This window comes from Streptomyces sp. NBC_01591 (assembly GCF_035918155.1).
GTDB lineage: Bacteria > Actinomycetota > Actinomycetes > Streptomycetales > Streptomycetaceae > Streptomyces.
This window is the reverse complement of the sequence record NZ_CP109327.1, coordinates 5573951-5586445: the sequence shown is the minus strand read 5'-3', so window position 1 is coordinate 5586445 and position 12495 is coordinate 5573951. Positions and strand designations below refer to the sequence as shown.

Genomic DNA, 12495 nt, shown 5'->3' with positions numbered 1-12495 from the left:
TGGTGGCGAGACTGACGGGACTGATCCGTACGCGACCCAGGGAGGGCTCATGTCGGAGAGCGGCGGCAGCGGAGGCGGCAGCGGCATGGGCGGGGGCGTGGAGGCGGCGACGGGGGCGCACCAGGAGGGCGGGAGGCTGCGGCGGACGCTCGGGTTCCGGGATCTGGTGGTCTACGGGCTGCTGTTCATCGCGCCGATGGCGCCCGTCGGTGTGTTCGGCACGCTCGACGCGAAGTCCGACGGCGCCGTCGCGCTGGTCTATGTCGCGGCGACCGTGGTGATGGCGTTCACGGCGTTCAGCTACGCCCAGATGGTGCGGGTCGCCCCGCTGGCGGGTTCGGTCTTCGCGTACGCGCGCAAGGGGCTCGGGGAGGGGCCGGGGTTCATCGCCGGGTGGATGGCGATGCTCGACTATCTGCTGATCCCGGCGGTCGCCTATCTCTTCTCCGGGATCGCGCTGAATTCGCTGGTGCCGTCGGTGTCGCGGTGGGTGTGGACGGCGCTCGCCGTCGTCGTCACCACGCTGCTCAATCTCTGGGGTGTGCGGGCCGCCGCCCGGGTCGGTTTCGCGGTGCTCGCGATGGAGATCGTGGTGCTGCTGGTGTTCCTGGTGTCGGCGGTGGTGGTGCTCGTACGGGACGGGGCGCAGCGCGGCTGGCTGACTCCGCTCACCGGTGATTCCGGCTTCTCCGCGACGGCGGTGCTGGGGGCGGTGTCGGTGGCCGTGCTGTCGTATCTGGGCTTCGACGCGATCGCCTCGTTCGCGGAGGAGGTGACGGGGGGTTCGGAGAAGGTGGCGCGGGCGCTGCTGTTCTGTCTGGCGCTCGCGGGTGTGCTGTTCGTGGCGCAGGCGTATCTGGCGGCGCTGCTCGAACCGATGACGTCGGCGGAGCTGGCCGCCGATCCGGCCGCGCAGGGGTCGGCGTTCTACGACACGGTGGACTCGGCGGTCGGGAGCTGGCTGCACGATCTGGTGGCGGTCAGCAAGGCGATCGGGGCGGCCTTCGCGGCACTGGCCGGGCAGGCCGCCGCGGGACGGCTGCTCTTCGCGATGGCCAGGGAACGGCGGCTGCCCTCGGTGCTCGCCCGGGTCGACCCGGGGTCCGGGGTGCCGCGGATCGCGATTCTGCTGGCCGCGACGGTGACGCTGGTCGCCGCGGTGTGGGCGGCCCGGCGGGACGACGGGCTCGACCATCTGGTGTCGGTCGTCGACATCGGCGCGCTGACGGCCTTCGTGCTGCTGCACGCGTCGGTGGTCGGCTGGTTCGCCGTGCGCCGGATGGCGGGTCCGCCGAGCTGGTGGCGGCATGTGCTGGTGCCGGTGGTGGGTGCGGGGGTGCTGATCGCGGTGATCGTGGAGGCGAACTGGACCGCCCAGGTGGTCGGGGTGTGCTGGTTCGGGGTGGGGCTGGTGGTGCTGGCGTTGCAGTGGGGGCGGCGGACGGCCTGAGGCGGCGAGGGCGGCGGACGGCCTGAGGCGGCAGCCCTGGCCGGAGTGGCCGTTCTCGTAGCCGCCCGATTGTCGGTGGGGGCGGATACGCTCGCTCGCATGGCTCTCCAAACGTCCGCGGAAGCTCCGCTGCCCGTAGGTGATGTGTCGCGGCTCATCGGGGGCTGGATCGACCGGCTCGGGGCGGTCTGGGTCGAGGGACAGATCACCCAGCTGTCGCGGCGGCCGGGCGCCGGGGTGGTGTTCCTGACGCTGCGCGACCCGTCGCAGGACATCTCGGTGAGCGTGACGTGCTTCCGGCAGGTCTTCGACCGCATCGCGGATGTGGTGACGGAGGGGGCGCGGGTTGTCGTCCTGGCCAAGCCGGAGTGGTACGCGCCGCGCGGGCAGCTGTCCCTGCGGGCCACGGAGATACGGCCGGTCGGCATCGGAGAGCTGCTGGTCCGCCTGGAACAGCTGAAGAAGTCGCTGGCCTCGGAGGGGCTCTTCGCGCTCGACCGGAAGAAGCCGCTGCCGTTCCTGCCGCAGCTGATCGGCCTGGTCTGCGGGCGGGCGTCGGCGGCCGAGCGCGATGTGCTGGAGAACGCCCGGCGACGGTGGCCCGCGGTGCGCTTCGAGGTGCGCAACGCGGCGGTGCAGGGTGTGCACGCGGTGAATCAGGTGGTCCAGGCGGTGAAGGAGCTGGACGACCTGCCGGACGTCGACGTGATCGTCGTGGCGCGCGGCGGCGGCAGTGTGGAGGACCTGCTGCCGTTCTCGGACGAGCAGCTGATCCGGACGGTGGCCGCGTGCCGTACGCCGGTGGTGTCGGCGATCGGCCATGAGCCGGACTCCCCGCTGCTCGACCTGGTCGCGGACCTGCGCGCCTCCACGCCGACGGACGCAGCGAAGAAGATCGTGCCGGACGTGGGCGAGGAGCTGGACCGGGTGCGGCAGCTGCGCGACCGTGCGCTGCGGACGGTACGGGGACTGCTGGACCGGGAGGAGCGGGGGCTGGCGCACGCCCTGGGCCGGCCGTCGATGGAGCGTCCCCAGCGGATGGTGGACGAGCGCGCGTCGGAGATCGACGCGCTGGTCGGGCGGAGCCGGCGGGTGCTGGGTCATCTGCTGGACCGGGCGGACTCGGAGCTCGCCCACACCCGGGCGCGGGTGGTCGCGTTGTCGCCGGCGGCGACGCTGGAGCGCGGGTACGCGGTGCTGCAGCGGGCGGACGGCCATGTCGTGCGGGCTCCCGAGGATGCGGGGGCGCCGGGTGATGTACTCCGGGCGCGGGTTTCGGGGGGCGAGTTCGCCGTACGGGTCAGCGAGTGATCGCCCCCGAGGACGCACCCGCAGGTATGGACGGACGAGGTCACAGGCCCCCGGTGGGCCGGAACGTAGGGTGGGACGCATGACGGACGACGCGACTACGGCGGCTGGTGCCACGGGCACGCTCGGCTACGAGCAGGCCCGCGACGAGCTGATCGAGGTGGTGCGCCGCCTGGAGGCGGGCGGTACGACACTGGAGGAGTCCCTCGCGCTCTGGGAGCGGGGCGAGGAGCTGGCGAAGGTGTGCCGGCACTGGCTGGAAGGCGCGCGCGCCCGGCTGGACGCGGCCCTGGCGGGCCCGGCCGACCCCGAGGAGAGCGGCAGCGGCACGGCAGCCGACAACGGCTGAGACCGCTGTGGGGGGATCGCTGTGGGGGATCGCTGTGGAACGGATCACCCACTCCAGTTTTAGTTGAACATTAACCTACCTCTCCGTTACCGTGGTCCGCGTCGCTCGATCCACGTGTACGTCCGGAAGGTAATACGCACGATGCCCCTCGCTCTTGACCCCGCCGCCCAGGACCTCCTCTTCCGTGAGGCCCGCAGCGCCAACACCTTCTCCGACGAGCCGGTGACCGAGGAGCAGGTCCAGGCGATCTACGACCTGATCAAGTACGGACCCACCGCGTTCAACCAGTCGCCGCTGCGCGTCATCCTGGTCCGCTCCGACGACGCCCGCGCGCGCCTCGTGAAGCACATGGCCGAGGGCAACCAGCCGAAGACCTCGACCGCCCCGCTGGTCGCGATCCTGGCCACCGACAACGAGTTCCACGAGGAGCTCCCGGCCCTGATGCCGCACTTCCCGCAGGCCAAGGACACGTTCTTCTCCGAGCGCCCGGTCCGCGAGTCGACCGCCGCACTGAACGGCGCGCTGCAGGCCGCCTACTTCATCATCGGCGTCCGCGCCGCCGGCCTGGCCGCGGGCCCGATGACCGGCTACGACGCCGCGGGCATCGAGAAGGAGTTCCTGGACGGCGACCACAACGTGCTGATGGTCGTCAACATCGGCAAGCCGGGCGAGGACGCCTGGTTCCCGCGTCTGCCGCGCCTCGCCTACGACGAGGTCATCACGACCGTCTGACCGTCGCCGCGCGTACGGCGTACCGCGTACCGCGTACACGGAGAAGGCCCTGGAGCACTCGGTGCTCCAGGGCCTTCTCCGTACGTCTCGGCGGCGTCAGGACGACTTGAGCGCCGCGGCCATCTCCGCGAGCCGCTCCGGCGAGGCGGAACCCGTGACCACCGTGGTCGAGCCCTTGTCGTGGCGCACGAGGGCGTCGTACTTCGAACCCTCCCAGTGCTGCCAGGTCTCGCCCGCGACCTGCCGCGTACGCCCGGTGTCCCTGGCGTCCCGGCTGACCTCGGTGACGTACTTCTTCGCCGGGGACGTGGACTGCTCCACCGCGACGTACTTGCCCTCCGGGTCGAGGAAGCCCAGGTGCCAGCTGTCGCCCGCCTTGCGGTCGTAGCTGACCGAGGTCGGCTTCCACTTCTCGGTCAGTCCGTCGGGGGCGGCCACGGGGTACGGCGCCGCGCGCCGGGCCGTCAGGAGCTCCACCCGGTAGTCGACCGCCTTGACCGGGTTGGCGTTCTCGTCGTGCGGAACGAAGATGTAAACAACCCCTGCCGCAGCGGAGACGACCGCCATCGACAGGAACATGTCCCGCACCGTCTGCTTGCCTCGCTTGCTAGCCACGGGTCCATGGTCGCATTAGGCCCGATGGGCCCGACCCGGGGGCAGCCGCTCATAAGTGACCCGGTCTGCTCATTTTGTCGACCTGACGATAGAGTCGCAGCACCCTCTTCCGGTCGTCGCCGTACAGAAAGGTGCGCTCCGATGTCCGAGCATCATCTGCCGTCTCAGCTCGAGGTCTCCCCCGAGGCCCCCGACCGCAACCTCGCCCTGGAGCTGGTCCGGGTCACCGAGGCCGCCGCCATGGCGGCGGGGCGCTGGGTGGGCCGCGGCGACAAGATCGGCGCCGACGGCGCCGCCGTGAAGGCCATGCGGACCCTCGTCTCCACCGTCTCGATGAACGGCGTCGTCGTCATCGGCGAGGGCGAGAAGGACGAAGCCCCCATGCTGTTCAACGGCGAGCGCGTCGGCGACGGCACCGGCCCCGAGGTCGACATCGCCGTGGACCCGATCGACGGCACGACCCTGAACGCCAAGGGCATGCCGAACGCGATCGCCGTGCTGGCCGCCGCGGACCGCGGCGCCATGTTCGACCCGTCGGCCGTCTTCTACATGGACAAGCTGGTCACCGGCCCCGAGGCCGCCGACTTCGTCGACATCAACGCCCCCGTCTCGGTGAACATCCGCCGTGTCGCGAAGGCGAAGAACTCCGCCCCCGAGGACGTCACCGTCGTGGTCCTCGACCGCCCGCGCCACGAGGGCATCGTCAAGGAGATCCGCGAGACCGGCGCCCGGATCAAATTCATCTCCGACGGCGATGTCGCCGGCTCCATCATGGCCGCCCGCGAAGGGACCGGCGTCGACCTGCTGATGGGCATCGGCGGCACCCCCGAGGGCATCATCTCGGCCTGCGCCATAAAGTGCCTCGGCGGTGTCATCCAGGGCAAGCTCTGGCCCAAGGACGAGGCCGAGCGGCAGCGCGCGCTGGACGCCGGGCACGACCTGGACCGGGTGCTGTCCACCGACGACCTGGTCAGCGGCGACAACGTGTTCTTCGTCGCGACCGGCATCACGGACGGTGAGCTGATGCGCGGCGTGCGGTACCGCGCGGAGACGGCGACCACCGAGTCGATCGTCATGCGGTCCAAGTCCGGCACCATCCGGAAGATCGATTCCACGCACCGGCTCTCGAAGCTGCGCGCCTACAGCGCGATCGACTTCGACCGCGCGAAGTAGGTCCGGAAGCCGAAGAAGCGGCTCCGCAAGCAGCACGCGAAGAGGCGCCCCCCATGTGCGGTGGGGGCGCCTCTTCGCGTAGCCGTCGACGAGGCAGTGCGCGCGGATGCGGGCCGTACCGACCCGGGCCCGGACCCGGACCGACCGAGGCCGGTCAGCCCGCCGCGGCGATGCGGCCCGTCGCGCCGGAGGCCGCGGACGAGGCCTTGCGCTCCATCTCGCGCCGTCTGCGACGGGCGAGCACCACACGGCGTTCGGCGGCGGTTAACCCGCCCCACACCCCGTACGGCTCCGGCTGTATGAGCGCGTGTTCCTGGCATTCGATCATCACCGGGCAGCGCGCGCAGACCCGCTTCGCGGACTCCTCGCGCGCGAGTCTGGCAGCAGTCGGCTCCTTCGACGGGGCGAAGAACAGCCCGGCTTCGTCCCGGCGGCACACCGCCTCCGAATGCCAGGGGCCGGCCTGGTCCTCCCGCGCGGGGGCGCGCTGGGGAGGGACGGCGGCGACCTGCAGGGGCTGATGCGGCAGTTGCAGCACGGTCTACTCCTGACGACGGCTTCGCGAGCGAGAGACGATGCAACATTCCCTACCCGCTGTGCGCACGCCCATGCACTGAGTGGCCCTCGGTTCCGGGGTGCGGAATTGCGGTCGACCAGGAATTTGGCTTGTTCTCGAAGAGTCCGGTGGAGTGCGCCGTTCCTATCCGAGGTATTTGCGCAGCCGGTCCTGGAGATCCGCGATGAACTTCCCGCGCTTGGGCTTCGCCTCGACGCTGCCGAACACGGAATAGCCGTTGACGACTACCACCGGTGCTTCGGGGTCAGCGGATTCCAGTGTGGCGACTTCGAAATTGCCGAAGACACCCGTGCCGCTGCCGCGCAGCGAGATGTTCTCGGGGACCTTGACGTCGACACTCCCGAAGATGGACGTCGCGTTGATGACCGTGAGTCTCTGACCGAAAAGCGCCTCGGTCAGATCGACCTCCACGCTGCCGAAGAGCGCGAAGGCGTTCGTACGGCTGCCGACCCGCCAGCGGCCCTTGCGGGTCGAGCTGCTGAAGATCGCCACCAGGTTGTCGGCGGGGCCCGTGGGGCTCTCGTGGCCGTAGGCGCCGGGTGCGGCGGCCGAGCGGGCGGCACCCGCCGGGGCGGGCAGGTCCCGTACCAGCGGTTCCAGCTCACCGACCGTCTTGGCGCGGTATACCGCGTCGACCCGCTCGGCGTGCTCGTCGGCGGTGAGCCGGCCCTCGGCCATGGCTTCCCGCAGGATGTCCGCGATCCGGTCGCGGTCCGCGTCGGAGGCGCGGATACCGGCCGGTTCCACCGGGGCCACTGGCTGCTGAGGCTGCTTTTCGAGGTCCACCGACCCAGCGTACCCAAACGCGATAGATCGCGACTAGCCCTTGCTCCGCCCCCGCCGTGTCGACCGTCCCTGCCCCTGGGCGGTCGAACTGAGCCTTACCTCACAGCTTCGGTACCCGACCGGGGTTCTACCCTGGTGGGTGCGCTGCCCAAGGGAGGTCAGCCGCTGTCTGCCGAGTGAGGAATGGCCGTAATGCCAGAGTTTGCGTACTCCGATCTGCTCCCCCTGGGAGAGGACACCACGCCGTACCGTCTGGTGACCTCCGAGGGTGTCTCCACCTTCGAGGCCGACGGTCGTACGTTCCTCAAGGTCGCTCCTCAGGCGCTGCGCACCCTGGCCGCCGAGGCCATGCACGACATTTCGCACTATCTGCGCCCCGCCCACCTGGCGCAGCTGCGGCGGATCGTGGACGACCCCGAGGCGTCGTCCAACGACAAGTTCGTCGCGCTCGACCTGCTGAAGAACGCGAACATCGCCGCGGCCGGTGTGCTGCCGATGTGCCAGGACACCGGCACCGCGATCGTCATGGGCAAGCGCGGGCAGAACGTGCTCACCGAGGGCGGTGACGAGGAGGCGCTGTCGCACGGCATTTTCGACGCCTACACCAAGCTCAACCTCCGCTATTCGCAGATGGCTCCGCTCACCATGTGGGAGGAGAAGAACACCGGCTCGAACCTGCCCGCCCAGATCGAGCTGTACGCCACCGACGGCGGCACGTACAAGTTCCTCTTCATGGCGAAGGGCGGCGGCTCGGCCAACAAGTCGTTCCTCTTCCAGGAGACGAAGGCCGTGCTGAACGAGGCCTCCATGATGAAGTTCCTGGAGGAGAAGATCCGTTCGCTGGGCACGGCCGCCTGCCCGCCGTACCACCTGGCGATCGTCGTCGGCGGTACGTCGGCCGAGTTCGCGCTCAAGACCGCGAAGTACGCCTCCGCGCACTACCTGGACGAGCTGCCCGCCGAGGGCTCCCCCACCGGCCACGGCTTCCGGGACAAGGAGCTGGAGGAGAAGGTCTTCGAGCTGACGCAGAAGATCGGCATCGGCGCCCAGTTCGGCGGCAAGTACTTCTGCCACGACGTGCGCGTCGTCCGCCTCCCCCGCCACGGCGCCTCGCTGCCCGTGGCGATCGCCGTGTCCTGCTCGGCGGACCGCCAGGCCACCGCGAAGATCACCGCCGAGGGCGTCTTCCTGGAGCAGCTGGAGAAGGACCCGGCCCGCTTCCTCCCGGACACCACCGACGAGCACCTCGACGAGGCGGGTGACGTCGTGAAGATCGACCTCAACCGGCCGATGGACGACATCCTCGCCGAGCTGACCAAGTACCCGGTCAAGACCCGGCTCTCGCTGACCGGCCCGCTGGTCGTGGCCCGCGACATCGCGCACGCCAAGATCAAGGAGCGGCTGGACGCGGGCGAGGAGATGCCGCAGTACCTGAAGGACCACCCGGTCTACTACGCGGGCCCGGCGAAGACGCCCGAGGGGTACGCCTCCGGCTCCTTCGGCCCGACGACGGCCGGCCGCATGGACAGCTACGTCGCGCAGTTCCAGGCGGCGGGCGGCTCCAAGGTGATGCTCGCCAAGGGCAACCGGTCCAAGCAGGTCACCGACGCGTGCGACGCGCACGGCGGTTTCTACCTCGGCTCGATCGGCGGCCCGGCGGCCCGGCTCGCGCAGGACTGCATCAAGAAGGTTGAGGTCGTCGAGTACGAGGAGCTCGGCATGGAAGCCGTCTGGCGGATCGAGGTCGAGGACTTCCCCGCGTTCATCGTCGTCGACGACAAGGGCAACGACTTCTTCACCGAGCCCGCCCCGGCACCGACGTTCACCAGCATTCCGGTGCGGGGCCCGGGTCTCGCCTGACGCACCGCCCCGTACGGGGCACACATGACGTCACGGCCCCGCGGGGCGTTCCGGCCGATGAGACGACGGCCGGGGCGTCCGCGCGGGGCCTTCTCACGCCTCCAGCAGGCCCGATGTCGCGACCAGATAGCCGAGTTGGGCCCCGTCGAAAATCTCGGGTTCGGCGTCGGCATGATCCTGGTCGCGGCGGCACTCGACAGCTACGGCCCGCTGACCGTCGTCGCCTGGTCGCACGGGGCGGCCATCGTGGTCGCCGTGGTGTTCCTGATCAGGGTGTCCGGGACGCGTGGGCGGACCGGTGTCCCCGCTCCCCGCTCCGGCGCCGATCGCGGCGGACCGGTGCGGTGAGGACTCGCGGGATTCACGTACGACGTTATTCGGCCAATCTCGGGGCGATCAGCGAGGGACCGGGTACCCGCCGCGCCGTCCCGCACGCTCCCGGCACCGGCCCCCGCCCGTCCCGGAGCCGGCCATCGGTGCGGCCGGTCCGGCACCGCCGCTTTCGCGCAGCGGGCCGCGCCGCGGACTTGCGCCGTACCCGGCCGCTTTGGTGGGTTGTCGGACGTTCCCGAACCACGCCCCGGGCCGGGCCGCACCACCCCCAGCGGCCCGGTGCGGTTCCTCCACCCTCACCGTCGAATCATCGGAAAGGCGGACGCCGAATGACGCCGCTTCCCCACCGCAGCCACAGCGACGACCTGCTGTCCTTCATCAGCACCAGCCCTTCCCCGTACCACGCGGTGGCCAGTGCCGCCGAGCGCCTGGAGAAGGCCGGCTTCCGTGAACTGCGGGGCACGGACGACTGGACGGGCACGACCGGGGGCAGCTTCGTCGCCCGCGGTGGTGCGCTGATCGCCTGGTACGTCCCCGAGGGGGCCCCGGCGCACACCCCCTTCCGGATCGTCGGCGCACACACCGATTCCCCGAATCTGCGGGTCAAGCCCGCTCCCGACACCGCCTCGGCGGGCTGGCGGCAGATCGGTGTGGAGATCTACGGCGGCGTTCCGCTGAACACCTGGCTCGACCGCGATCTCGGCATCTCCGGGCGGCTCGCACTGCGCGCCCCTGGCGGCGGCGTCGGGTCCCGGCTCGTCCAGATCGACGAACCCCTGTTGCGGGTGCCCCAGTTGGCCATCCATCTGGACCGTACGGTCAACGAGGCGCTCGCGCTCGACCGGCAGCACCACCTCGCCCCGGTGTGGGCGCTCGGAGCACGCGAGGAGGGGGCGCTGCTGCGCCGGGTCGCGGCGGCCGCCGAGGTGGACCCGGACGAGGTGCTCGGCTGGGACCTGATGCTCCATGACATCCAGCCGCCCGGATATCTGGGCGCGGACCGGGAGTTCGTGGTGTCGGCGCGGCTGGACAACCTGGTCTCGGTGCACGCGGGCGTCACGGCCCTGACGGGTGCGGCGACCGCGGCCGACGAGCCCGCGTACATCCCCGTGCTGGCCGCCTTCGACCACGAGGAGGTCGGCAGCGGTTCGGAGACGGGTGCGCAGGGGCCGCTGCTGGAACGGGTCCTGAGCCGCTCGGTCACCGCACGCGGCGGCAGTCCGGAGGACTGGTCGCGAGCCCTGTCCGGTGCCTTCTGCGTCTCCGCCGACATGGCCCACGCGGTGCACCCCAACTACGCGGAGCGGCACGACCCTGATCACCGTCCGCTGCCGAACGGCGGCCCCACGCTCAAGGTCAACGTCAACCAGCGGTACGCCACCGACAGCACCGGCATGGCGGTGTTCGCGGCGGCGTGCGAGCGGGCGGGCGTGCCGTGGCAGCCGTTCGTCTCCAACAACGCGATGCCGTGCGGTACGTCGATCGGCCCGCTCACCGCGGCCCGGCTGGGTGTGGCGACGGTCGACGTGGGGGTGCCGGGGCTGTCCATGCACTCGGCGCGCGAGCTGTGCGGGGTCGAGGACCCCGGTCATCTGGCCGCCGCGCTCGGTGCGTTCGTGACGTCCGGCTGATCCGCCGAACGGCCCGAAGGGGCGGAGCGGCCCCGGCCGCCCCGCCCCTTCTTCACGCACTCGTGGAGTGGTTCCCGCTACACGAACCGCTGCTGCGCGCTGCCGTCGCAGCTCTGGAGCTTCAGCGGGTCCGTCGCCGCCGCCAGCGTCAGGCACAGTCCGGTCGAGGCCGCCGGGCGCAAGGTGCCCGACTGCTTCACGAACTGCTGGTTGGCCGCGCCCGAGCAGTTGTACACGACGGCCGTGGCGCCCGCCTTGTAGTCGGCGCCCGGCACGTCCAGGCACCGGTCGTGGCTCAGCTCCGTACGGAGGGTCTTCGTGCCGGAGTCGTACCACCAGCCCTGGTTGCGGCCGCCGTGGCAGTCCCAGCCGCCGATCTTCGTGTCATTGCGGGTCACCGAGCCGGGGACGTCCACACAGGTGCCCGTCGCCTCGTTCTTCAGGGGCTTGAAGGCGTCGTCCCACGCCCCGGCCTGCAGGACCGGCTCTCCGGTGCTCGCCGGGTCGGCGCAGCTCGCCCGGCGCAGGTCCGAGTTGTAGATCTGGGTCAGGCAGGACGCGAAGGCGCCGTGGCCCCTCTCGTTCGGGTGGTAGGACTGCCGCAGGGAGTTGGAGTCCGGCGGGAAGTGCCCGAGGTCGATGTAGAGCCCGCGGGCCCAGGTGTTCTCGCTGCAGACCTCGTGGCCGTGGAAGAGCCGGGAGTTGTCGAGGTAGACGGCCCCGGTGTCGGTGGCGACCTTGCGCATGCCGCGCTCGAAGGCGGGGACGGCCACGTTGCGGCCCCAGGACGCGTCGGAGTCGTACCCGGCACAGCCGCCGGGAAGCTTCCCGGGGAAGCTCGGGTTGTCGTAGAAGTCCGGGCCGATGGGGCTCGGGTAGCCCATGACCACGAGCTTGTAGTCGCTGTCGCCGTACCCGGCGCCGGACATGACGGTCTTCAGGTCGCGCACCGTCTTCTCGACCTTGGGGACGAGTCCGTCGACGCGCGCCTGCCAGCCGCCCTCGTACTTGGGCTGGCAGACGCCCTGGGAGAGCACCCAGCGCGTGACGCAGTCCGTCATGACCGGGCCGAACTGGAGGTCGTCGTTGGCACCCGCGACGAGCACGACCATCTTGATGCGGGTGTTGCGGGCCTTGATGGCGAGGTTGTCGCTCTGCACCAGCTCGTCGGAGTACTGCTTCGAGCCGCCGATCACGATGTTGCCGGTGTACGCGCCGGAGCAGGAGACGTTGTACGTGACGTCCGCCGGGATACTGGTGCGGTGGATGGCGGAGTCGGGCGAGCGGTGGCACCAGTTGTCGGGGCCGTTGGTGCCGGCCTCGTACGTGCCGACGCCCTCGCCCGAGATCTCGCTGTCGCCGAGCGAGATCAGCCCCGTCTTGCGGTCCGCGAGCGGCCGCTCGGCCGGGTCGCCGTACAGCTTGGTGGCTTCCGCCGCGCGGATGGCCTCCAGTTCGGGCGACAGGGGGGTGGATGCGGTAGTGCTGGAACCGGACCGGTCCGTCGCGCCGGCCGGTCCGGCGGCTACGGTCATGCCGCCGATCGCCGCCGCCATGGCCGCGGCGGCCGCGACCGTACCGCGAAGTCTGTGCCTGGTGCGCCTCATTGCGCCTCCCCGGGTTTTGGTTACCCCCGGTATTTACTGGTCGGTAGGCGACTTGGGAATAGACAGAACGAGAC

At 70.7% G+C, this 12495-nt stretch carries 12 protein-coding genes; 8 read left to right on the top strand and 4 right to left on the bottom strand.

Annotated elements, in window-relative coordinates; genetic code table 11:
- The first annotated feature begins 85 nt into the window (after window positions 1–85).
- The 4 genes from OG978_RS26145 to OG978_RS26130 all read left to right on the top strand — a co-directional run bounded on the left by OG978_RS26145 (window position 86) and on the right by OG978_RS26130 (window position 3839).
- On the top strand, window positions 86–1450 hold the full coding sequence (locus tag OG978_RS26145; RefSeq protein WP_326770166.1) for an APC family permease: 1365 nt from the start codon (window positions 86–88) through the stop codon (window positions 1448–1450).
- Between the two features lie 99 nt (window positions 1451–1549).
- Window positions 1550–2761: an exodeoxyribonuclease VII large subunit gene (xseA, locus tag OG978_RS26140; protein WP_326767539.1), complete on the top strand. Its 1212-nt coding sequence runs from the start codon at window positions 1550–1552 to the stop codon at window positions 2759–2761.
- Between the two features lie 79 nt (window positions 2762–2840).
- Entirely contained in the window at window positions 2841–3107 is a 267-nt protein-coding gene (locus OG978_RS26135) for an exodeoxyribonuclease VII small subunit (RefSeq protein ID WP_326767538.1), read from the top strand.
- Window positions 3108–3248: 141 nt separating this feature from the next.
- On the top strand, window positions 3249–3839 hold the full coding sequence (locus tag OG978_RS26130; RefSeq protein ID WP_326767537.1) for a malonic semialdehyde reductase: 591 nt from the start codon (window positions 3249–3251) through the stop codon (window positions 3837–3839).
- Between the two features lie 96 nt (window positions 3840–3935).
- On the opposite strand, the gene OG978_RS26125 is transcribed toward OG978_RS26130, so the two are convergent.
- Window positions 3936–4454, bottom strand: coding sequence for a DUF4245 domain-containing protein (locus OG978_RS26125; RefSeq protein ID WP_326767536.1), 519 nt, complete (start codon window positions 4452–4454; stop codon window positions 3936–3938).
- A 141-nt stretch (window positions 4455–4595) separates the two neighbouring features.
- Between OG978_RS26125 and glpX the strand changes: the two genes are divergently transcribed.
- Window positions 4596–5627, top strand: coding sequence for a class II fructose-bisphosphatase (glpX, locus tag OG978_RS26120; RefSeq protein WP_124716631.1), 1032 nt, complete (start codon window positions 4596–4598; stop codon window positions 5625–5627).
- Between the two features lie 154 nt (window positions 5628–5781).
- Here the strand turns inward: glpX and OG978_RS26115 are convergent, their stop codons facing one another.
- Together OG978_RS26115 and OG978_RS26110 are read right to left on the bottom strand one after the other, a co-directional pair.
- Window positions 5782–6165 (bottom strand): WhiB family transcriptional regulator, encoded by a 384-nt coding sequence (locus OG978_RS26115; RefSeq protein ID WP_326767535.1) that lies wholly within the window; start codon window positions 6163–6165, stop codon window positions 5782–5784.
- Between the two features lie 162 nt (window positions 6166–6327).
- Complete coding sequence (locus OG978_RS26110; RefSeq protein ID WP_326767534.1) at window positions 6328–6990, bottom strand: DUF1707 SHOCT-like domain-containing protein; 663 nt, start codon at window positions 6988–6990, stop codon at window positions 6328–6330.
- A 192-nt stretch (window positions 6991–7182) separates the two neighbouring features.
- On the opposite strand from OG978_RS26110, the gene OG978_RS26105 reads away from it, so the two are divergent.
- From OG978_RS26105 to OG978_RS26095, 3 genes are all read left to right on the top strand, one after another.
- On the top strand, window positions 7183–8850 hold the full coding sequence (locus OG978_RS26105; RefSeq protein ID WP_326767533.1) for a fumarate hydratase: 1668 nt from the start codon (window positions 7183–7185) through the stop codon (window positions 8848–8850).
- 24 nt (window positions 8851–8874) lie between these two features.
- Window positions 8875–9198, top strand: coding sequence for a hypothetical protein (locus OG978_RS48370; RefSeq protein WP_442817749.1), 324 nt, complete (start codon window positions 8875–8877; stop codon window positions 9196–9198).
- Window positions 9199–9512: 314 nt separating this feature from the next.
- On the top strand, window positions 9513–10814 hold the full coding sequence (locus OG978_RS26095; protein WP_326767532.1) for a M18 family aminopeptidase: 1302 nt from the start codon (window positions 9513–9515) through the stop codon (window positions 10812–10814).
- Between the two features lie 77 nt (window positions 10815–10891).
- Here the strand turns inward: OG978_RS26095 and OG978_RS26090 are convergent, their stop codons facing one another.
- Entirely contained in the window at window positions 10892–12421 is a 1530-nt protein-coding gene (locus tag OG978_RS26090) for a ricin-type beta-trefoil lectin domain protein (RefSeq protein WP_326767531.1), read from the bottom strand.
- Window positions 12422–12495: the final 74 nt, after the last annotated feature.